Genomic DNA, 20,220 nt, shown 5'->3' with positions numbered 1-20,220 from the left:
TGGCATGACCGCCCGGCTGGCCGATATCGCAGCGCAGGCGGGTGTCAGCGAGGCCACCGTCAGCCGGGTGCTCAACGGTAAACCGGGCGTCTCCGCGACCACCCGCCAATCGGTGCTGGCCGCCCTCGACGTCCTCGGCTACGAACGCCCGGTACGGCTGCGGCAGCGCAGCGCGGGTCTGGTCGGGCTGATCACCCCGGAGCTGGAGAACCCGATCTTCCCGGCGTTCGCCCAGGTGATCGGCCAGGCGCTGACGCGGCAGGGGTACACGCCGGTGCTCGCCACGCAGACGCCGGGCGGCTCGACCGAGGACGAGCTGACGGAGATGCTGGTCGACCGCGGGGTCGCCGGGATCATCTTCGTCTCCGGGCTGCACGCCGACACCTCCGCCGACATGCAGCGCTACGCCCGGCTGCGCGGCCAGGGCGTCCCGTTCGTCCTCATCAACGGCTTCTCCCCCGAGGTGCGGGCGCCGTTCGTCTCCCCCGACGACCGGGCGGCGGTACACCTGGCGGTCACCCACCTCGCGGCGCTCGGCCACCGCCGTATCGGGCTGGCGCTCGGACCGCGGCGGTTCGTACCGGTGCAGCGGAAGATCGAGGGGTTCGTCCGGGCGGTGCGCGAACAGCTGGGGCTGGACGCGGCGGCGGCCGAGCGGTGCGTGGAGCACTCGCTGTACTCCCTGGAGGGCGGGCAGGCGGCGGCCGGTGCGCTGCTGGACCGCGGGGCGACGGCGGTGGTGTGCGCCAGCGACATGATGGCGCTCGGGGCGATCCGGGCGGCCCGGCAGCGGGGGCTCGACGTGCCGCGTGAGGTCTCGGTCGTCGGGTTCGACGACTCCCCGCTGATCGCGTTCACCGACCCGCCGCTGACCACCATCCGGCAGCCGGTCCCGGCGATGGGACAGGCCGCGGTGCGGGCGCTCCTGGAGGAGATCGGCGGGACGCCCGCGCCGCACAGCGAGTTCGTCTTCCATCCGGAGCTGGTGGTGCGGGGCTCGACCGCGTCGGCGCCGCGGACGGCGGCGGGCGCGGATGCGGCGGGGTGGCCCGGCGGCGCCGCGGAGGCCACCGGCACCGCGACGACCGAACCCCCTTCCCCCACAAAGCGGACAAAGATCCCGGAACCATCCACTCCGCCCCCGGAGGACGGGGTCGGGACATCCACCCCGAGAGGTACACAGGTCGTCGCCAACCCCACCAGGGAATGACAGACGGGTAACCCCTTTCTGGCAAACTGTCTGCCTATGGGTGAAGCGCATGTGAGGACCGTCGACGACCGGCCGGCCAGCCCGCCACCTCATGGCGCGACCGCGAAGCGCCCGCCCCGCCCGGGCCGGATGACCCGGCTGCGGGCACCGCGCGCCCCCCGGCTGTGGTTCGAGATCCTGCTCATCGCGCTCAGCTACTGGACGTACTCGCTGATCCGTAACGCGGTGCCCGAGCAGGAGGCGAAGGCGCTGCGGAACGCCGACTGGATCTGGCAGATCGAGCACACCCTCGGCATCGCCGTCGAGCACACCGTCAACCACGCGGTGAACGCCGTGACCTGGCTGATCGTGCCGATGAACTACTACTACGCCACGCTGCACTTCGTGGCGACGATCGGTGTGCTGGTCTGGCTCTACCGCTGGCACCCGGGCCGGTACGCCGCCGCCCGGCTGGCGCTCTTCGCGACCACCGGCGTCGCCCTCGTCGGCTACTACTTCTATCCACTGGCGCCGCCGCGGCTGATGGCCGACGGCGGGTTCGTCGACACCCTGGTCCAGCACAACACCTGGGGCTCGATGGCGTCCGGGAACCTCGCGTCGATGTCGAACCAGTACGCGGCGATGCCGTCGATGCACATCGGCTGGTCGCTGTGGTGCGGTCTGACGGTGGCGCTGCTGGCCCGCCGGGTGTGGGTGAGGACGGCGGCGCTGCTCTACCCGTTCTTCACCCTGCTGGTGATCGTCTCCACCGCCAACCACTTCTGGCTGGACGCCTTCGGCGGCGCACTGTGCCTGCTGTTCGGCTTCGCGGTGGCCTTCCTCTGGTACGGGACGCTGCCGCACCATCTGGCGCGGTACGCGGTGGGGCGGGAACGGAAACCGGTGCGGATCTGAGGCGCCGGGGCGGGGCCGGGGCGGTGGCCCCGGCCCCGCCTCCGTTCAGCCGCGGTGGGTGACGCGGCCGCCGGACATCGTCAGCCGGACGGGGGCCGTGGCGACGTCGTCGGCGGGGGCGGTGACCGGGTCGACGGCGAGGGCGGTGAGGTCGGCGCGGTAGCCGGGGGCGATCCGGCCCGCCTCGTGCTCCTCGCCGACGGCGAGCGCGGCGTGGGTGGTGCAGCCTTCCAGCGCCATCAGGCCGGTCAGGGCCTGTTCGGGGGTGACCGGCGCGGTGCCGGGAGCGCCCGCGGGGCGGCGCAGCCGGGCGGTGGCGAGGGTGGCGCGGGGGTCGTGGTGGGCGATCGGCCAGTCGGAGCCGAGGACGAGGACGGCCCCGGCGTCCCGCAGATCACGGCAGCGCCAGGCGCGTCCGGCGCGCTCCGCACCGACCCGGCGGGACCAGGCGTCGGTGTGGTCGGCGCGGGTGTAGGCGGTGTGCAGCGGCTGCATGGAGGCGGCGACGCCGAGCGCGGCGAAGCGGGGCAGCTGGTCGGCGGGGACGGTCTCGATGTGCTCGATGCGGTGGCGGTGGCGGCCCGCCGCGCCCGTGTCGCCGAGGAGTTCGACGGTGTCGAGGGCGTGGCGTACCGCGGCGTCGCCGATGGCGTGGGTGACGGTGCGGACCCCGGCGCGGGCGAGGTGGTGGACGGCGCGGGTGTACGCGGCCGGGTCCGGCCAGAGGGCGTCGGTGGACTCACCGTGGCAGTCCGGGTGCTCCAGCCAGGCGGTACCGCCCTCGACGGTGCCGTCCATGAAGAACTTCACGCCGCCGACCCGCCAGTGGCGGCCGTGCAGTTGCTGGAGGGCGACGAGGTGGTCGAGGCCGTCGGTGTCGATGCCGGGCATGCACCAGGGGGCGAGGCGGAGGCGGACGGGGAGATGGCCGTCGGCTTCGACGGCGGCGAGGAGTTCGGGGACGCCGGGGCTCTGCATGTCCATCACATGGGCGCCCGTCAGCCCGGCGGCGGCCATCTCGTTCAGCGAGGCGAGCAGCCGGGCGCGGCGCTGTGCGGGGTCGGGCAGCGGGACGACGTCCGCCAGCAGCTCCATCGCGGCGTGTTCGATCAGATGCCCGGTGGGGCCGTCCGCGTCGCAGACGACGCTGGCGCGCTGGGCGAAGGTACGCGGTCCGGTGACCCCGGCGGCGGCCAGCGCCGCGCCGCTGGCCAGCGCGGAGTGGCCGTCGTAGAGCCGGAGGAAGGCGGGGGCGCCGCCGAGGGCGTCCTCGATGAGGGAGCGGTGGACGGGGTGGTCACCGAAGACGTTGTGGTCGAGGCCCCAGCCGGTGACCCAGCCGCCGGGCGGCAGGTCACGGGCGGCGGTGGCGAGGGCGGCGCGGAGCCCGTCGAGGTCGCGGACGGCGGTGAGGTCGGTGCCGTCGGACATGTCGACGCCCCAGACGGGGTGGCTGTGCCCGTCGACGAGGCCCGGGGTGAGGGTGGCGCCGCCCAGGTCGACGACCTCGGTGGCCGCGCCCCGCCAGTCCCGTACGTCGGCGTCCTCGCCGACCGCCGCGATCCGGCCGTCCTTGACGGCGACGGCGCTCGCCCAGGGGCGCTGCGGGTCGAGGGTGCGCACCCGGGCGCCGGTCAGCACGGTGTCGGCGGCGGTCAGCGGGGCGGGGGATGCGGTGGGCACGGGGCCTCCTCGGTCGGGGTGGGGCGGGGTCAGGAGTGGTCGGCGGGACGGGTGGTTGCGGGGGCCGTGGCGGGGGCCGTGGCGGGACCGCCCGGCGCCGCGCCATCCGCGCCGTCCCCGCCGTCATCGTCGTCGGCTTCCGGGGGCTCGGCGGCGAACCCCTCGTACACGGCGGGGCGGCGGAGCCGCAGGCGCCGGGCGAGTGCCAGGCCGAGGAGGAAGGCGGCGGGGACGAGGAGGACCAGGACGGTGTTGGTGGCGAGCGGCGCGGCCGTCATCAGGTCGATCTTGGAGATGACGAGGCCGAGGGCGCCGGTCATCAGCACGGCGGCGGCGAGCGGGGCGACGCGGGTGCGCCAGACGCCCTCGCCGTGGGTGAAGCGGCGGAAGAAGAGGGGAACGGCGGCGGCGGTGAGCGCCTGGAGCGCGAGGAGGCCCAGCATGCCGGGGGTGTTCATCCAGAGCAGCAGCTGCCGGTACGGATCGGCGCCGGCCACCGCGAACCCCGCGACGACGAGGACGGCGAGGGCGCTCTGCACGGCTCCGGCGACGTACGGGGAGCGGTTGCGGGGGTGGACGCGGCCGAGGGCGGCGGGCAGCACGCCCTCCTGGGCGAGGGAGAGCGCATAGCGGTTGATGGCGTTGTGGAAGGCGAGTTGGGAGGCGACGATGCTGGTCACGATGAAGATGTGCATCAGGTCGGTGGCCCAGGCGCCGACGTAGCGGGTGGTGGCGGAGAAGAAGAGTCCGGCCGGGTCGTGCAGGGCGGCGGCGACGATCCGGTCGGGGCCGTACGCCTGGACGATGATCCAGATGATGAAGGCGTAGAAGAGGCCGAGGAAGGCGACCGCGACGTAGGTGGCGCGGGGGATGGTGCGGCCCGGGTCGCGGGCCTCGCGGCGGTAGATGGCGGTCGACTCGAAGCCGGTGAAGGCGGCGAACGCGAAGGCCAGGACGGCACCGGTGCCGGGCACCAGGACGTGCGCCGGGGTGAAGGAGTCGGCGCCGAGACCGTGTGCGCCGCCGTGCAGCAGGACGCCGCCGGCCAGCAGGACGAGGATGCCGGTCTCGGCGACCAGCAGCACACCGAGGACCTTGGCGCCGAAGTCGATGCTGCGGTACCCGAGGTACCAGATGACGGCGATCCCGGCGAAGGCCAGCGGCGGCCAGGGGACGTGCACGCCCCAGAAGGCTTCGAGGGCCTCCTGGGTGGCGGTGGCGAACAGCCCGTGGACGCCGATCTGCATGCCGTTGTACGCGAGGAGGGCGAGGGTGGCGGCGCCGAGTCCGGCGGGGCGGCCCAGCCCGCGGGTGATGAAGGCGTAGAAGCCGCCGCCGTGGCGGACGTGGCGGGCCATGGTGGTGAAGCCCACGGCGAAGAGGGCGAGGGTGGCGCCGGCCAGGAGGTAGCCGACGGGGGCGCCGAGACCGCCGGCGCCGATGGCGACGGGCGAGGTCCCGGCCATGACGGTGAGCGGGGCGGCGGCGGAGATGACGAAGAAGGCGATGTCGGCGGCGGAGAGGCTGCCGCGGCGCAGCGTCGGTTCCGAGGTGCCGGGTGGCGCGGGGCGGGGCGGGGCCCCTTGCGGGGCGGTGGCGGGTGCGGCCATGGCGTGCGGGTGCCCTTCTGCGGCGGAGAGGAGGGCGGCCCGGTGCGCGGGAGGGGTGGGCACGGCAACGGGACCGCAAGGAATTTAACCTAAAGCCTTTCGGTTTTTGCACCGTAACCCCCGCCCGTACGATTCGGGAAGACCTCACGGGCGGGAGAAGACGACATGGCGAGGCCGCGGACACCGCTGCTGGACCGGGCGCGGATCGGCGAGACGGCGCTGCGGCTCGTGGACGAACAGGGCGATTTCAGCGTGCCGCAGATCGCCCGGGAACTGGGGGTGCGCACAGCCTCCGTCTACCACCACGTCGACGGCCGGGCCGGCGTCATCGAGCTGCTGCGCGAGCACGTCGGCGGCGCCATCGACCCCGCCACGCTGGAGATCACCCCGTGGGACGCGGCCCTGGAGGCCTGGGCCCGCAGCTACCGCGCCGCCTTCGCCGCACACCCCCGCACCATCCCGCTGCTGACCGTCTCCCCCGTCCGCGCCCCGCGCGTACTGGCCCTCTACGAGCGGGCGTGCGGGGTGCTGCTGGACGCCGGGTTCGCCCCGCCGGAGGTGATCCCGGTGATCGTCGCGGTGGAGAACGTCGTCCTCGGCTCCGCCCTCGACCTCGCCGCCCCCGAGACGATGTGGGAGGTCGCCGACCCCGCCGACACCCCGCGCCTCGCCGCCGCCGTCGCCCACGCGGGACCGCACCGCGCCGACACCGCCTTCGCGCTCTCCCTGGCGGGGGTGATGGAGCGGGTGCGGGCGCTGCACGCGGCGGGCGCGCAGGAGGGGACGGCGTAACACATCGATGCCGCCGACACCCGCCGGAACGGCGGACGCCGACGGCATCGGCACCCTGCGGAGCGACCGGGCGCCCCGGCGGGTCACACCGGGCGGACCTCGCCCTGCAACTCCTCGACGGCGGTCACCAGCGGCGCGAGCGCGGGCTCGGCGGCCGCGCGGTCCAGTGCCTCCCGCAGGGCCGTGTTGTGGGTGGGGCGGGCCTCCTCCAGCAGGCGCAGACCGGCGTCGCTGACATCGGTGTAGATGCCGCGGCGGTCGGTGGGGCACAGATACCGCGCCAGCAGCCCGCGCTCCTCCAGCCGGGTCACCAGCCGGGTGGTGGCGCTCTGGCTGAGCACCACGGCGTCGGCGACCTGCCGCATCTGGAGGTGGCCGCCCTCGCCGTCGTGCTGGCGGCTCAACACGTCCAGCAGTGAGTACTCGCGGGCACTCAGGCCGTGCCCGGCCTGCAGCGCCCGCTCGACGCTGCCCTCGATGCGGCCGTGCAGCAGCGAGAGCGCCGACCAGCTGTGCGCCAGTGCGGTCATCGCCGGGTCGGTGGCGGTCATGGACAGCTCCCTCGGTCGGGTCGTACGAGCGGAGGCGCCGGCAGGTTCCTGCCGCCGTATCACGGGATCCACTATACCCGCGTTTGCCATTAGCCATCGTCTGCAACTATTGTCAATGCACGTAAGACGCTCATGCATCTTCTGGCTGTCGCCCTTTCCCCGCATCTCAAAGGACCCTCGTCATGCCGCTCGCACTTCTGGCCCTGGCCATGGGAGCCTTCGGAATCGGCACCACGGAATTCGTCATCATGGGGCTGCTGCCCCAGGTCGGCGCGGATCTCGGGGTGTCCGTACCGACGGCCGGATTCCTGGTCACCGGCTACGCCCTCGGCGTCATGATCGGCGCCCCGATCATGACCGCCCTCGGCACCAGGATCTCCCGCAAGAACATGCTCATGCTGCTCATGGGCCTGTTCATCGTCGGCAACGTGATCTCCGCCGTCGCCCCCGTCTTCGCCGTCATGCTGATCGGCCGGGTGGTGGCCTCACTGGCGCACGGCGCGTTCTTCGGCATCGGCTCCGTCGTCGCCGCCGAACTGGTGGCCCCGGAGAAGAAGGCGGGCGCCATCTCCATGATGTTCACCGGCCTGACCGTGGCCAACGTCGTCGGCGTGCCCGTGGGCACGTTCGTGGGCCAGAGCGCCGGCTGGCGGGTGACCTTCCTGATCGTCGCCGCCCTCGGCGTCGTGGGGCTCGCCGGCGTCGCCAAGCTCGTCCCCGACGTCCCCAAGCCGGAAGGGGTGCGGCTGCGGGACGAGGCCGGCGCGTTCAGGAACGGCCAGGTCATCCTGGCGATGGCGATGACGGTCCTCGGCTTCGGCGGCGTGTTCGCCGCGATCACCTACATCGCGCCGATGATGACCGAGGTCAGCGGCTTCGCGGAGTCCTCCGTCACCTGGCTGATGGTGGTCTTCGGGGTCGGCATGGTCGTGGGCAACCTCACCGGCGGCCGGTTCGCGGACCGCAAGCTCATGCCGATGCTCTTCACCGCCCTGGGCGGCCTGGCCCTGGTCCTGCTGCTCTTCACCTTCCTGGCCTCCGGCAAGATCGCCGCCGTCGTCGCCGTCTTCCTCATCGGCGCACTGGGCTTCGCCACCGTCCCGCCGCTCCAGAAGCGCGTCCTGGACCACGCCCACGGCGCCCCGACGCTCGCCTCCGCGGCCAACATCGGCGCCTTCAACCTGGGCAACGCCCTCGCCGCCTGGCTCGGCGGCCTGGTGATCTCCGCCCACCTCGGCTACGCCGCACCCAACGCCGTCGGCGCCGTCCTGGCCGCCGCCGCCCTGGTGCTGGCCCTCATCTCCCGCCGGCTGGAGCTGCGCTCCCCCGCCGCGGTGACCGCCGCCCCGGCGGCTGCCGCCGGGGCCGCCGCGCCCGCCCCCGCGGGATCCGTCCACTCCTGACCCCGCGCCCGCAGACCGACCGCGGGCCCGCCCCCGGACCGGTCGGCGCCCCTCCCCGGCGCGCCGCCGCCCACCCTCCCCGCCCCCACGGCACCCGTGAAAGGAACCCCCTGATGACCTCCGTACCGCACGTGACGCTCAACAACGGCGTGACCATGCCGCAGCTGGGCTTCGGCGTCTTCCAGGTCCCCGACGAGGCGACCACCGCCGCGGTCTCGTCCGCCCTGGAGGCCGGCTACCGCAGCATCGACACCGCCGCGATCTACGGCAACGAGCGCGGCACCGGCAAGGCGCTGGCCGACTCCGGCATCCCCCGCGAGGAACTGTTCGTCACCACCAAGCTGTGGAACGAGGACCAGGGCGCCGACCGCGCCCCGGCCGCGTTCGACGCCTCGCTGGACAAGCTGGGCCTCGACCACGTCGACCTCTACCTCATCCACTGGCCCACCCCGGCCCGCGACCTGTACGTGGAGACGTACCGGGCGATGGAGAAGATCCTCGCCGGCGGGCGGGCGCGCGCCATCGGCGTCTCGAACTTCCAGATCCCGCACCTCCAGCGCCTCATGGAGCACACCGGCATCACCCCGGCGGTCAACCAGGTGGAGCTGCACCCCGGCCTCCAGCAGGCCGAGTTGCGCGCCTTCCACGCCGAGCACGGGATCGCGACCGAGGCGTGGAGCCCGCTCGCCCAGGGCGCGGTCCTGGCGGACGAGGCGATCGTGCGCATCGCCGCGGCACACGGCGTCACCCCGGCGCAGACCGTGCTGCGCTGGCACCTCCAGCTCGGCAACGTCGTGATCCCCAAGTCCGTCACCCCCGCCCGGATCCGGCAGAACCTCGACGTCTTCGGCTTCACCCTCACCGACGCCGAGATGACCGGGATCGCCGGACTCGACCGGGGCCTGCGCACCGGCCCGGACCCCGACACCCTCAACTGAGCCGCACCGCCCCGTGGCGCCGGTCCCCCGCGGACCGGCGCCACGGGGCACCCGTCCGACGGGACCGGATTCGGCCACCACTTCATCTCGTACATTCTTCCGGACGTCATTCTCCGAGCGTCCGGGCAATTCCGCGGCTCCCGAGGAATGCGAAAAGTTCTACTGGTGACGGCGAGACTCTCGGGGATAAGATATCGCGCGCGGCTCGCGATAACGGGTGAGGTCGGGGGAAAACCGTGCTTGAGCTGCACAAACACGCACGTCAGGGCGGTCCCGCCCAAGATCACGAAAGCGCGTTCGCTTTTCCTGTTCCACCGCGCTCACAGCTCAGCCGCAATACCCCTCGCACCCTCACCACAAAGCGGTCCACGCAACAGCCGTGGGCCCTTTTTTCTCCCATGACGTGCGCGACCGGCGTCCGCACCCAAGGGCACGAAGCGCACGGGTGGCGAGCAGCGGGGGCTCCTTTTCCACGACACGAGAAGTGTGGAGTGTGATGCCATGAACCGACTCGGCAGGGACTCGCGCCGATGGGCCCGGAGGCTCGCGGAGCCGCCGGCCCGCATCGCGTTATCCGTTCTTCTGCTGGCAGGCGGCGCCGTGGGAACGGCGGCCGGACCGGCCGCCGCTTCGCCCGCCGACGGCACTCTCACCGTTGAGGTGCTGCGCGACTTCTTCGGCACCGGCGTGATCAACGCGGCGATGGACATGCCGCAGCGGGGCATGGAGGTGGCGGTTTCCGACCCCGCCGGGCATGTGGTCACCGGCGTCACGGATGCCACGGGAAAGGTCGTGGTGGCGCCGTCGACCGTGCTGAGCGGCGGCCGCTACCGCGTCGACGTCAGCATCCCGGCGCCGCACAGCGGCTATCTGCGGGCGGCGCCCGCGTCGACGGCGGGGAACCACTTCGACAGCTTCACATCGTTCGTGGACGTGTCGGGCGGAAAGAACGCCTCGGTGGTGACGGGGGTGTGGAATCCGGCCGACTACGCGCTACCGGACTCGCGGTACTTCGTACCGGTCCACAACGGTGCCAACGGGACCGACAACCGGGCGTTGGTGGCGTTCGGGACGAAGGTCCGGGGCACGTGTCCCACCGATGTGGCGTGCCCGGCCACGCTGGCCACGCAGGACCAGGTGGGCACGACATTCGGGTTGGCGTACGACAAGTACCGGACCCGGCTGTTCCAGAGCGCGTTCGCCCGCCGGTACGCCCCGTACGGGCCGCAGGGCGGCGGCGCGATCTACACGGTGCCGGTCAACGGATCGGGTGCGCCGAAGCTCTTCGCGCGGGTGCCGGACGCCGCGGTGACGCGCCACGACACCGCCCACGTGATCAAGGATCCCGGGTTCACCGACGCGCCGGGCAAGGAGAGCATCGGTGGCCTGGCCCTGTCGGAGGACGGTTCCACGCTGTACGCGGTGAACCTGCGGAACCGCACAGTGGTGAGCTTTGACGCGACAGGAGCCACCGCCGCGGCGCCCGAGTCCACGGTCCCCGTCCCGGACCCGGGGTGCGCGAGCCCCGGCGACTGGCGGCCGTTCGGTCTCCAGGTCCACGACAACACGCTGTACGTCGGCGGCGTGTGCAGCGCGGAGAGCACACAGCGGCGCGCGGACCTGAGGGCCGTCGTCTCCGCCTACGACGGGAAGCGGTTCACCACGGTGCTGAGCCACCCGCTCACCGACGAACGCGGCAGCGTCTTCGGCTCCGGCGACAAGGCCACCCACTGGAACCCGTGGAACACCGGCCTGGACACCTGGGACGACCGGAAGGCCGGCAACGTCTTCATCGACCCGCAGCCGGAGCTGGCCTCCCTCGCCTTCGCCCGCGACGGCTCGATGATCCTGGGATTCCGTGACCGGTTCATGGATGTGCTCAGTTGGGGAGGGCTGGACCCCCGCCCGGGGAACGACACGGCGGAAAACGGCATGTCCGGTGGGGACATCACCATGGTCTGCGCCACTCCCACCGGTGCGTACCAGTGGGAAGGCACCGGGAGCTGCCCCAACCACGCCACCCCCGCCGACAACGGCGGCCAGTCCGCCGATGTCGTCGAATACTTCCCGGGCGACTTCTACGCCAACGCGCACCAGGAGACCGCGCTGGGGTCGGTGGCCTACATCCCGCAGCAGCAGTGGGTCGTCAGCACGGAGTTCGACCCGGTCGTCAACGTCGCGACCTCGGGGACCGGCTACCACGACATCACGACCGGCCAGGGCCCGGGCAACAACCCGACCGCCAACGGATTCCAGTTCGTCAGCCCGGGACAGGGCGGGTTCGGCAAGGCCGGCGGGCTCGGTGACATCGCGTACGCGGCGGCGAACGCCCCGGTCCAGATCGGCAACGTCGTGTGGTTCGACGGCGACCACAACGGCATCCAGGACCCGGGGCACGTGCTGCTGCCGGGGGCGACGGTCAACCTGCTGGACGCGGACGGCAAACAGGTCGCCACGACCAGGACCGATGCCGCCGGCGAGTACTACTTCGGTGGTGTCGGCGCCGCGTACGAGCTCACGCCGGGCGCGAAGTACACGGTGCAGTTCGACGTGTGCACGGCGGACACCAGCCAGGTGCCCGAGCATCCCCCGGCGGACGAGCTGCGGTTCACGCTCCCGCGGGCCGGTGCCGACCGTGCGCACGACTCCAACGTGCCCCCGCCGACCACCGGCCCGCTGTGCAGCGGCGACGCGCCGGTCACGGCGCCGGAGAAGCCGGGCGGGGTCGATCACACCATCGACGCCGGGGTGTACATCCCGAAGGAAACACCGGTCCCGACACCGACCCCGACACCGACGCCGGCTCCGACGCCGCCCGCGGCCTCCACGCCGCCGTCGCCCGCGCCGCCCGCCCCCCACCCGGCCCCGGCCGGTGGGGGCGGGGGTTCGCTGGCGAACACCGGTACGCCCGGGCTGGTGGAGATGGCCGGCATCGTCGGCCTGCTGGTGGGCACCGGCCTGGTCATCGCGTTCGTGACCCGGGATCGCCGCACCCGGCACCACTGAACGAACGCACCACGGTGAGCTGCCCGTCCACGCTCCGGACGGCGCGGACGGGCAGCTCACGTCCCGGCCGGTCCACCAGGGCCGGCCTCGGCGTCGCCTGCCACCGGACCGCCGCGTGCCACCGTGAGCCCGCGGCGGCCGGACGGTGGGGTCAGCGAAAGGATGCGTCGGAGAGTGTCAGCGTCGAACCGCGTGCGGAGCAGGAGAATCCGGCAGGCCCCACCGGGCCGTCCGGCCGAACGGCGCCGAGGGCCGCGGGCGCGCCGGGCCGCGGCCCTCGTCGGCGCCGCGGCCGTCGTGGCGGCCGCGGTGTCCGCGTTCCTGATCGCCGACGGCGGCGCCGGCGGTCCGCGCCCCCTGACGACGGATGAGGCGAACCGGCTGGCGCTCACGCGATTCCGTAACTACCAGGCGCGGGGCCGCGCGGTGACGATCACCGTGCCGGGCACGGCCGGCGGGCTGACCGTCACCGCGTCCGTCGACTACCGGCGCAAGGCCGGTTACGGCGTGGTGCACGGTACCGGGCGCGACGAGTCCAGCGACGGGCTGATCCGGTGGACGCCCACCTCGGTGCGCATCCGCCCGATGCCGGACGCCCCGGCGCACGCCCCCGCGTCGCCGCCCCGTTCGGGCTGGTACGAACGTCCGCTGCTGTCATCCGGCAGCGCGCTGGACACCTCCCTGTCCATCGTGCTCGGTCTCGGCGGCGACCGGCCGGACAACGCCGAACTGCTGCCGCAGAACGGCGCCGCCTGGCAGGGGCGGGAGCAGTTGGACGGGCGCTGGACGGACGTCCTCACCGGGCCGTCCTCCCCCGGCCACTCCGGTACGGCGGGCAACGTGCGCTACTGGATCGGCTCCGACGGCACCATGTACCGGGTCCGCGTCAGCGCGGGTTCGCAGCCGGAGCCGGTGGTCGTCGATTTCGACACCCACCCCTACGTTCCGGTGAAGCCGGTCCCCGGAACCACCCCGGCCCGGTAGCCGCGGTTCAGGACGTCCGCACCCGCGCGTGCGCGGCGAGCAGGGACGCCGGCGGCAGCCGGATGTCCGCCACCTTCGGCGGGGTCACGACGGGCGGGACCACGGTGGGGCCCGCGGTGGCGGCGTCGGGGAACTGCGGCTGCGGAGCAGGCGCCGCGACCTCGGTGAACGGGATGCCGCCGGGGGCCGCCGGCGCCGTCCACGTACCGGTCGGCGAGGACGCCCCGGCCGGAACCGGGCAGGCCGCGGTCGCCGCGAGCCGGGCGGGCACGGTGGTGCGCAGATCGTTGCCCCGCAGGCAGTTGCCCCGGCCCCGCGTGGCGGTGGGGAACGTCCAGCCGACGTCGATGCCGTTGCCGGTGAACACGTTGTCCACGATCTGGTTGCCGACCGGCGGTATGTCGGTGGTCGCGGTGATCACCAGCCCGGCGTCGGTGTTGCCGGCGATGCGGTTGCGGAGGAACCGGTTGTCGGTGCCGCCGTCGATGCCGGCGCCGATGCCCCACCCGCCGTCGGCCTGCTCCGGGGTGGCCGTCTGCTGGTTGGCGGCGATCAGATTGCCCGCGATGAGGGCGCCCTTCTGCGGGAGCAGTTTCTCCTGGTGGTCGGAGTTGGTGGTGAGGCCGACCCGGTTGCCGACCAGACGGTTGCCGACCACGTACATGTCGCCGCCGGCGTTGGTGCCTTCGTAACCGACCGCGTTGAGTTCGGCGACGTTGTCCCGCACCACGATGTTGCAGGGCTTGCACTGGCCGACGTAGATCCCCGAGTCGGCGCCGCCCGATGCGTACGAGTTCGCGATGACACCGTTCCGGGCGGAGAACGCGTAGATGCCGTACAGGCCGTTGCGGGTCGCGGTCACGTGGGAGACCAGGAACGACTTCAGGAAGGTGACGGGCTCGTCGCCGGTGTCGTAGCCGCCGCCTCGCCCCGGCAGGCCGGCGGCCGCTTTCGCCGAACCGGTGACCAGGACGCCGTTCTGTGTGTTGTTCTCCACGGTCAGGTTCTCCACGGCCACCCCGGGCGCCGAGACGACGATGCCGTTCGGCTGCCGCAGCCGCCCGTCGATGACGACCTTGTCCCGGGACACCCCGCGGAGCGTGATGCGCGCCGTGTCGATCCTCACCGACTCGTGGTACACACCCGGCGCGACCAGCACCAGGTCGCCGGGCCGGGCCAAGGACACCGCGTCCGAGACCGTCGGGGCATCGGCGGGTACCCGGATCGTCACCCGCGCACCGGTCGGGCGGTGGCCTCTGCCGGAGCCGCCGTCGCCGCCGCAGCCGGAGACCAGTGCCAGCGTGCCCACCACCGCGGCCACCACACGAAGAGCTGATCGAGGCATGATCCCAGTCTGGCATGACGCCCAATTCCACGCCAGAATCGCGAAGTTGACGGACGCGCACAATTCGGGTGTGGCACTCTGCACCCCATGCGCCGAGCCGATCACCAGCCGTCACGCCGGGCGTTCCTCGATGTCACCGGCGCCATGATGGCCGCCGGCCTGACCGCGGGGTGCACACCGGCCCCCGCCCGGCAGCACGCCCCGACGCCCGGGCCGGTTCCCGCGACGGGCCGCCATCAGGCGGGCATCACGCTTCCCCGACCGGCCCAGGCCCACCTGCTCGCCGTGGTCGCCGACCTCGGCGCCACCGTGGCTCCCGGCCCGGTACTGGCCGAACTCGGCCAGGCCATCCGCACGCTCACGGCGGGGACCGACCCGCGGCTGCTGGGCCTGCCGCCGGGCGACCTCACCGTGACCGTCGGTGTGGGCCCCCGGCTGGTGCGCACGGCCGGTGCCTCGCTGCCCGGCGCGGCCGACCTCCCGCGTTTCTCCCGCGAGCGGATCGCCCCGCGAGCACACGGCGGTGACCTGCTGATACAGATCTGCGCTGGCGACCCGCTGCTCCTACCGGCCGTCGCCTCCGCGCTGCTGGACCAGGCCGGTGACCGCGTCCGCGAACGCTGGCGCCAGTCCGCACACCGCGGTGCGCAGGTGTCCGTCGGCAACGGCCTCACCGCGCCGCGCAACCCGCTCGGATTCCTCGACGGCATCGTGGGTCCGCAAACGCCCGCCGAACAACGACGCGACCTGTGGCTGACGGGGCCCCCCGCGGTCGCCGGCGGCACCCTTGCCGTACTGCGGCGTATGGAACTCGACCTGCCGCGGTTCGCCGCCCTGTCCGTGGCCGAACAGGAAGCGGTCTTCGGGCGGCGCCGGGCAAGCGGCGTGCCCCTCTCCGGCGGGACCGCCGCCGCGGGCCCGGACCTCGGGGCCAAGACACCGGACGGACGCTATCTCGTCCCCGCGGACGCCCACGTACGCCGAGCGCACGCCACCGTGGTCGGGGCCGGGCTCATGCTCCGCCGCTCCTACAGCATCGCCGCGCCCGCCCCCGGCCTGCTCTTCATCAGCTTCCAGAACGACCTGCGGACCTTCACCGCCACCCTCACCCACATGGATGTCTCCGACGCGCTGCTGCCCTTCACCACCACCACCGCCGGCGCCACCTTCCTGATCCTCCCCGGCTTCGACCGGCGGCGCCCGCTCGGATCCCCGCTGTTCGGCTGAGCACGACCCACCCGGGCCCGCCGGGGCCCTCACCCCCCGTAGAACACCTCCTCCACCACCCCGCGGGCGCGGCGGGTGAGGCGGCGGTAGTCGTCGAGCATGTCGCCGACGTGGCCCTCCTCGTAGCCGAGGTAGCGGCCGACGGCGGCCAGTTCGCGGGCGTCGGCGGGGAAGGTGTCGCCGGGGCGGCCGCGGACCAGCATCACGCCGTTGCGGACGCGGGCGGCGAGCACCCAGGCCTCGTCGAGGATCTGGGCCTCCTCGGTGCCGATCAGCCCGGCCTGGTGGGCGGCGGCCAGGGCCTCGCGGGTGCGGGTGGTGCGCAGGCCGGGCAGTTCCCAGCCGTGCTGCAGCTGGAAGAGCTGGACGGTCCACTCGACATCGCTCAGCCCGCCGCGGCCCAGCTTGGCATGGGTGGTCGGGTCGGCGCCGCGGGGCAGCCGTTCGGACTCCATCCGGGCCTTGAGGCGCCGGATCTCGCGGACCGCGTCCTCGTGCAGGCCCTCGACGGGGTAGCGCAGCGGGTCGATCAGATCGATGAAGCGGCGGCCCAGCTCGGCGTCGCCCGCGACCGGTTCGGCGCGCAGCAGCGCCTGCGCCTCCCACGTCAGCGACCAGCGCCGGTAGTACGCGGCGTACGAGGCGAGGGTGCGCACCAGCGGGCCGGAGCGGCCTTCCGGGCGCAGGTCCGCGTCGATGGGCAACGGCGGGTCGGAGGAGGGGAGTTGGAGCAGCCGGCGCATCTCGTTGGCGACGGCGCGGGCGGCCTTGGCGGCCTCCTGTTCGTCGGCGCCCTCGCGCGGTTCGTGGACGAAGAGCACATCGGCGTCCGAGCCGTAGCTCAGCTCGTGGCCGCCGAAGCGGCCCATGCCGATCACCGCGAAGCGGGTCGGCAGGGTGTCGCCCCAGCTCTCCCGGACGGCGGCGCGCAGCGCGCCGGCGAGCGTCGCGGCGTTCAGATCGGAGACCGCGGAGCCGACCGCGTCCAGCAGCCGCCCGTGGTCCTCCTCGGCGGGGTGGTCCTCCGTGCCGTACGCGCCGATCAGGTCGGCGGCGGCGGTGCGGAACAGTTCGCGGCGGCGCACCCCGCGGGCCGCGGCCACCGCCGCCTCCGCGCCGTCCGCCCGGCCGACCGCCGCCAGCACCTCCTGCTCCAGCGCGAGGCGGCCGCGCGGGCGCAGCCCGTCGGCGGCGCCGAGCAGCGCCACCGCCTCGGGCGCGCGCAGCAGCAGATCGGGGGCGAGGCGGCCGCCGGACAGCACCCGGGCGAGGTTCTCCGCGGCGGCGCCCTCGTCGCGCAGCAGCCGCAGGTACCAGGGGGTCTTGCCGAGCGCGTCGGAGACCTTGCGGAAGTTGAGCAGTCCGGCGTCCGGGTCGGCGGAGTCGGCGAACCAGCCGAGCAGCACCGGCAGCAGCGTCCGCTGGATCGCCGCCTTGCGGGTCACACCGGACGCCAGCGCCTCCATGTGGCGCAGCGCACCGACCGGGTCCGCGTAGCCGAGCGCTTCGAGGCGCTGGCCGGCGGCCTTCGCCGAGAGGCGGATCTCGCCGGGCTCCAGGTGGGCGACGGCGTCCAGCAGCGGGCGGTAGAAGAGCTTCTCGTGCAGCCGCCGCACCTCACGGGCGTGCCACTTCCACTGGGCGCGCAGCGCGTCGACCGGTTCGGTGCGCAGGCCCAGGGAGCGGGCCAGCCGCCGCAGGTCGGCCTCGCCCTCGGGCATCAGATGGGTGCGGCGCATCCGCTGGAGCTGGATGCGGTGTTCCAGGGTGCGCAGGAAGCGGTAGGCGGCGTCGAGGGCGGCGGCGTCCTGACGGCCGACGTAGCCGCCGGCGGCGAGCGCGGCGAGGGCGTCGAGGGTGGTGGCGCTGCGCAGCGTGGCGTCGCTGCGGCCGTGGACCAGCTGGAGGAGCTGGACGGCGAACTCGACGTCCCGCAGCCCGCCGGGGCCGAGCTTCAGCTCCCGGTCGACCTCCGCGACGGGGATGCCCGCGATCACCCGGCGCCGCATCTGCCGTACGTCGGTGACGAAGTTCTCCCGCTCGGCGGCCTGCCACACCAGCGGGGCGAGGGCGTCGACGTACGCCCGGCCCAGCTCGGGGTCGCCCGCCGTCGGCCGGGCCTTCAGCAGCGCCTGGAACTCCCAGGTCTTGGCCCAGCGCTGGTAGTAGGCGAGGTGGCTGCTGAGGGTGCGGACCAGCGGGCCGTTGCGGCCCTCGGGGCGGAGGTTGGCGTCGACCGGCCAGATGGTGCCCTCGACGGTGACGTCCGAGCAGACCCGCATCAGCCGCGCCGCCAGCCGGGTCGCGGCCTGGAGCGCCGCCGCCTCCTCGGTGCCCTCCTTGGCCTCGGCGACGAAGACGACGTCGACGTCCGAGACGTAGTTCAGCTCCCGGCCGCCGCACTTGCCCATCGCGATGACGGCGAGGCGGCAGACGGCGGCGTCGCCCGGCGCCTCCTCGGAGGCGATCTGCAGGGCGGCGCGGAGGGTCGCCGTCGCCAGGTCGGCCAGCTCGGCGGCGGCCTCGCTGACGTCGGTGGTGCCGCACACGTCGCGCGCGGCGATGCCCAGCAGGCAGCGGCGGTAGGCGATCCGCAGCGCGTCCGGCCGCGGCAGCGCGGAGCCCTCCTCGCCCCAGACGCCCTCGGCGAGCGCCTCCTCGAACTCCGGGGTGGCCGGGTGGAGGTCGGCCGCCTCGTACGTGACGAGCGACTGCCAGTCGCGCGGATGGCGGGCGAGGTGGTCGGCGAGCGCCTCGGAGGCGCCCATGACGCCCAGCAGCCGGTCCCGCAGCGGCTTCGCGGTGACCAGCGTGGCCAGCAGCCGCTGCCGCTCCGCCTCGTCCTGCGCCTCGACGAGCCGGACCAGCCCGAGCAGCGCCTGATCCGGGTCGGCGACACCGGAGAACGCCTCCAGCAGCACCGGGTCCTCGTGCACGGCGGCGAGTTCGGGTGTCCGGAGCAGCCGGGCGGCGGCCGACGGGTCGGTGAAGCCGTGGCGCAGCAGCCGGGTGAAGGTGCTGCTCCGCCGGCCCTGCGGAGCGGGTTGTGCCATGGCGGGCGCCTCTCGGGGTCCGCCCGGCCGCCGGGCCGGGCGACGGCGGGGGTGGACTACAGGACCGGCAGCATCTTGCGCAGTTCGAAGGCGGTGACCTCGGAGCGGTACTCCTCCCACTCCTGCTTCTTGTTGCGCAGGAAGAAGTCGAAGACGTGCTCGCCGAGGGTTTCGGCGACCAGTTCGCTGCGCTCCATCAGGTCGATGGCCTCGCCGAGGTTCTGCGGCAGCGGCTCGATGCCCATCGCGCGGCGCTCGGCGTCGGTCAGCGCCCAGACGTCGTCGTCGGCGCCGGGCGGCAGTTCGTAGCCCTCCTCGATGCCCTTGAGTCCGGCGGCGAGGAGGACCGCGTAGGTCAGGTACGGGTTGGCGCCGGAGTCGATGGAGCGGACCTCGACGCGGGTGGAGCCCATCTTGCCGGGCTTGTACATCGGCACCCGGATCAGCGCGGAGCGGTTGTTGTGGCCCCAGCAGATGTACGAGGGGGCCTCGCCGCCGGCGCCGGCGGTGCGGTTGGTGCCGCCCCAGATGCGCTTGTAGGAGTTGACCCACTGGTTGGTGACGGCGGAGATCTCCCCGGCGTGGCGGAGCAGTCCGGCGATGAACGACCGGCCGACCTTGGAGAGTTGGTACTCGGCGCCGGACTCGTGGAAGGCGTTGCGGTCGCCCTCGAAGAGGGAGAGGTGGGTGTGCATCCCGGAGCCGGGGTACTCGGAGAACGGCTTGGGCATGAACGTCGCCTGCACGCCCTGCTCCAGCGCCACCTGCTTCATGACCAGCCGGAACGTCATGATGTTGTCGGCGGTCGACAGCGCGTCGGCGTACCGCAGGTCGATCTCCTGCTGGCCCGGGGCGCCCTCGTGGTGGCTGAACTCCACGGAGATGCCCATCGATTCGAGCATCGTGATCGCCTGGCGGCGGAAGTCCATGCCGACGTTCTGCGGGGTGTGGTCGAAGTAGCCGGAGGAGTCGCCGGGGGTGGGCCGGCGGCCGTCCACCGGCTTGTCCTTGAGCAGGAAGAACTCGATCTCGGGGTGGGTGTAGAAGGTGAAGCCGAGGTCGGAGGTCTTCGCCAGGATGCGCTTGAGGACGTAGCGCGGGTCGGCGTACGAGGGGGAGCCGTCGGGCATCAGGATGTCGCAGAACATCCGGGCGGTGCCGGGGCCTTCGGCGCGCCAGGGCAGGATCTGGAAGGTGCCCGGATCCGGCTTGGCGATCATGTCGGACTCGTAGACCCGGGCGAAGCCCTCGATGGCGGAGCCGTCGAAGCCGATGCCCTCGTCGAACGCCTGCTCAAGCTCGGCGGGCGCGACCGCCACGGACTTCAGGAACCCGAGCACATCGGTGAACCACAGCCGTACGAAACGGATGTCACGCTCCTCCAGCGTGCGGAGCACAAACTCCTGCTGCTTGTCCATGGTTCACCAATCCTTGCAGGTCAATCAGCCCGTCCCACGTGTGGGATCACATCGTGTGGCACACCAGTATCACGCGCGGGGGTTACCGTCACATTACGCACCCTTG

General features: G+C 73.2%; 14 protein-coding genes. 8 read left to right on the top strand and 6 right to left on the bottom strand.

Annotated elements, in window-relative coordinates:
* Positions 1-4: 4 nt before the first annotated feature.
* Both ACF1BH_RS14905 and ACF1BH_RS14900 read left to right on the top strand, forming a co-directional pair.
* Positions 5-1,210 (top strand): LacI family DNA-binding transcriptional regulator, encoded by a 1,206-nt coding sequence (locus ACF1BH_RS14905; protein ID WP_391642865.1) that lies wholly within the window; start codon positions 5-7, stop codon positions 1,208-1,210.
* 36 nt (positions 1,211-1,246) lie between these two features.
* Entirely contained in the window at positions 1,247-2,104 is an 858-nt protein-coding gene (locus ACF1BH_RS14900) for a phosphatase PAP2 family protein (RefSeq protein WP_391642864.1), read from the top strand.
* A 45-nt stretch (positions 2,105-2,149) separates the two neighbouring features.
* Here ACF1BH_RS14900 and ACF1BH_RS14895 read toward each other — a convergent pair whose 3' ends face one another.
* Positions 2,150-3,763 carry an amidohydrolase gene (locus ACF1BH_RS14895; RefSeq protein ID WP_391643074.1) on the bottom strand — a complete coding sequence of 538 codons (1,614 nt, stop codon included), beginning with the start codon at positions 3,761-3,763 and terminating at the stop codon, positions 2,150-2,152.
* Between the two features lie 53 nt (positions 3,764-3,816).
* On the bottom strand, positions 3,817-5,397 hold the full coding sequence (locus ACF1BH_RS14890) for an APC family permease (RefSeq protein ID WP_391642863.1): 1,581 nt from the start codon (positions 5,395-5,397) through the stop codon (positions 3,817-3,819).
* 165 nt (positions 5,398-5,562) lie between these two features.
* Between ACF1BH_RS14890 and ACF1BH_RS14885 the strand changes: the two genes are divergently transcribed.
* Positions 5,563-6,189 carry a TetR/AcrR family transcriptional regulator gene (locus ACF1BH_RS14885; RefSeq protein ID WP_391642862.1) on the top strand — a complete coding sequence of 209 codons (627 nt, stop codon included), beginning with the start codon at positions 5,563-5,565 and terminating at the stop codon, positions 6,187-6,189.
* An 83-nt stretch (positions 6,190-6,272) separates the two neighbouring features.
* On the opposite strand, the gene ACF1BH_RS14880 is transcribed toward ACF1BH_RS14885, so the two are convergent.
* Positions 6,273-6,740 carry a MarR family winged helix-turn-helix transcriptional regulator gene (locus ACF1BH_RS14880; protein ID WP_391642861.1) on the bottom strand — a complete coding sequence of 156 codons (468 nt, stop codon included), beginning with the start codon at positions 6,738-6,740 and terminating at the stop codon, positions 6,273-6,275.
* Between the two features lie 182 nt (positions 6,741-6,922).
* Here ACF1BH_RS14880 and ACF1BH_RS14875 point away from each other — a divergent pair, with 182 nt between their 5' ends.
* The 4 genes from ACF1BH_RS14875 to ACF1BH_RS14860 all read left to right on the top strand — a co-directional run bounded on the left by ACF1BH_RS14875 (position 6,923) and on the right by ACF1BH_RS14860 (position 13,071).
* Positions 6,923-8,143 carry an MFS transporter gene (locus ACF1BH_RS14875; protein WP_391642860.1) on the top strand — a complete coding sequence of 407 codons (1,221 nt, stop codon included), beginning with the start codon at positions 6,923-6,925 and terminating at the stop codon, positions 8,141-8,143.
* Between the two features lie 113 nt (positions 8,144-8,256).
* Positions 8,257-9,081: an aldo/keto reductase gene (locus ACF1BH_RS14870; protein ID WP_391642859.1), complete on the top strand. Its 825-nt coding sequence runs from the start codon at positions 8,257-8,259 to the stop codon at positions 9,079-9,081.
* 600 nt (positions 9,082-9,681) lie between these two features.
* Positions 9,682-12,087 carry an SdrD B-like domain-containing protein gene (locus ACF1BH_RS14865; protein WP_391642858.1) on the top strand — a complete coding sequence of 802 codons (2,406 nt, stop codon included), beginning with the start codon at positions 9,682-9,684 and terminating at the stop codon, positions 12,085-12,087.
* 309 nt (positions 12,088-12,396) lie between these two features.
* Entirely contained in the window at positions 12,397-13,071 is a 675-nt protein-coding gene (locus tag ACF1BH_RS14860) for a hypothetical protein (protein WP_391642857.1), read from the top strand.
* Between the two features lie 7 nt (positions 13,072-13,078).
* On the opposite strand, the gene ACF1BH_RS14855 is transcribed toward ACF1BH_RS14860, so the two are convergent.
* Positions 13,079-14,416 (bottom strand): nitrous oxide reductase family maturation protein NosD, encoded by a 1,338-nt coding sequence (locus ACF1BH_RS14855; RefSeq protein ID WP_391642856.1) that lies wholly within the window; start codon positions 14,414-14,416, stop codon positions 13,079-13,081.
* Between the two features lie 87 nt (positions 14,417-14,503).
* On the opposite strand from ACF1BH_RS14855, the gene ACF1BH_RS14850 reads away from it, so the two are divergent.
* Positions 14,504-15,643 (top strand): Dyp-type peroxidase, encoded by a 1,140-nt coding sequence (locus ACF1BH_RS14850; RefSeq protein ID WP_391642855.1) that lies wholly within the window; start codon positions 14,504-14,506, stop codon positions 15,641-15,643.
* A 29-nt stretch (positions 15,644-15,672) separates the two neighbouring features.
* Here ACF1BH_RS14850 and ACF1BH_RS14845 read toward each other — a convergent pair whose 3' ends face one another.
* Both ACF1BH_RS14845 and glnA read right to left on the bottom strand, forming a co-directional pair.
* A complete protein-coding gene (locus ACF1BH_RS14845; RefSeq protein ID WP_391642854.1) occupies positions 15,673-18,696 on the bottom strand; it encodes a bifunctional [glutamine synthetase] adenylyltransferase/[glutamine synthetase]-adenylyl-L-tyrosine phosphorylase in 3,024 nt (1,007 codons plus the stop codon).
* Between the two features lie 56 nt (positions 18,697-18,752).
* The gene (glnA, locus tag ACF1BH_RS14840) at positions 18,753-20,114 is read right to left on the bottom strand and encodes a type I glutamate--ammonia ligase (protein ID WP_345083548.1); all 1,362 of its coding nucleotides are present in this window, start codon (positions 20,112-20,114) and stop codon (positions 18,753-18,755) included.
* Positions 20,115-20,220 lie beyond the last annotated feature (106 nt).

It is taken from the genome of Streptomyces sp. NPDC014733 (assembly GCF_043083385.1).
Classification (GTDB): Bacteria; Actinomycetota; Actinomycetes; order Streptomycetales; family Streptomycetaceae; genus Streptomyces.
Note: the sequence above shows the minus strand (reverse complement) of the source record. Positions and strands in the feature narration are given on the sequence as shown.

Coding starts and splice junctions, on each gene's coding strand:
- ACF1BH_RS14905 (WP_391642865.1), top strand. CDS start 5: ATGACCGCCCGGCTGGCCGATATCGCAGCGCAGGCGGGTGTCAGCGAG.
- ACF1BH_RS14900 (WP_391642864.1), top strand. CDS start 1,247: ATGGGTGAAGCGCATGTGAGGACCGTCGACGACCGGCCGGCCAGCCCG.
- ACF1BH_RS14890 (WP_391642863.1), bottom strand. CDS start 5,397: ATGGCCGCACCCGCCACCGCCCCGCAAGGGGCCCCGCCCCGCCCCGCG.
- ACF1BH_RS14885 (WP_391642862.1), top strand. CDS start 5,563: ATGGCGAGGCCGCGGACACCGCTGCTGGACCGGGCGCGGATCGGCGAG.
- ACF1BH_RS14880 (WP_391642861.1), bottom strand. CDS start 6,740: ATGACCGCCACCGACCCGGCGATGACCGCACTGGCGCACAGCTGGTCG.
- ACF1BH_RS14875 (WP_391642860.1), top strand. CDS start 6,923: ATGCCGCTCGCACTTCTGGCCCTGGCCATGGGAGCCTTCGGAATCGGC.
- ACF1BH_RS14870 (WP_391642859.1), top strand. CDS start 8,257: ATGACCTCCGTACCGCACGTGACGCTCAACAACGGCGTGACCATGCCG.
- ACF1BH_RS14855 (WP_391642856.1), bottom strand. CDS start 14,416: ATGCCTCGATCAGCTCTTCGTGTGGTGGCCGCGGTGGTGGGCACGCTG.
- ACF1BH_RS14850 (WP_391642855.1), top strand. CDS start 14,504: ATGCGCCGAGCCGATCACCAGCCGTCACGCCGGGCGTTCCTCGATGTC.
- ACF1BH_RS14845 (WP_391642854.1), bottom strand. CDS start 18,696: ATGGCACAACCCGCTCCGCAGGGCCGGCGGAGCAGCACCTTCACCCGG.
- glnA (WP_345083548.1), bottom strand. CDS start 20,114: ATGGACAAGCAGCAGGAGTTTGTGCTCCGCACGCTGGAGGAGCGTGAC.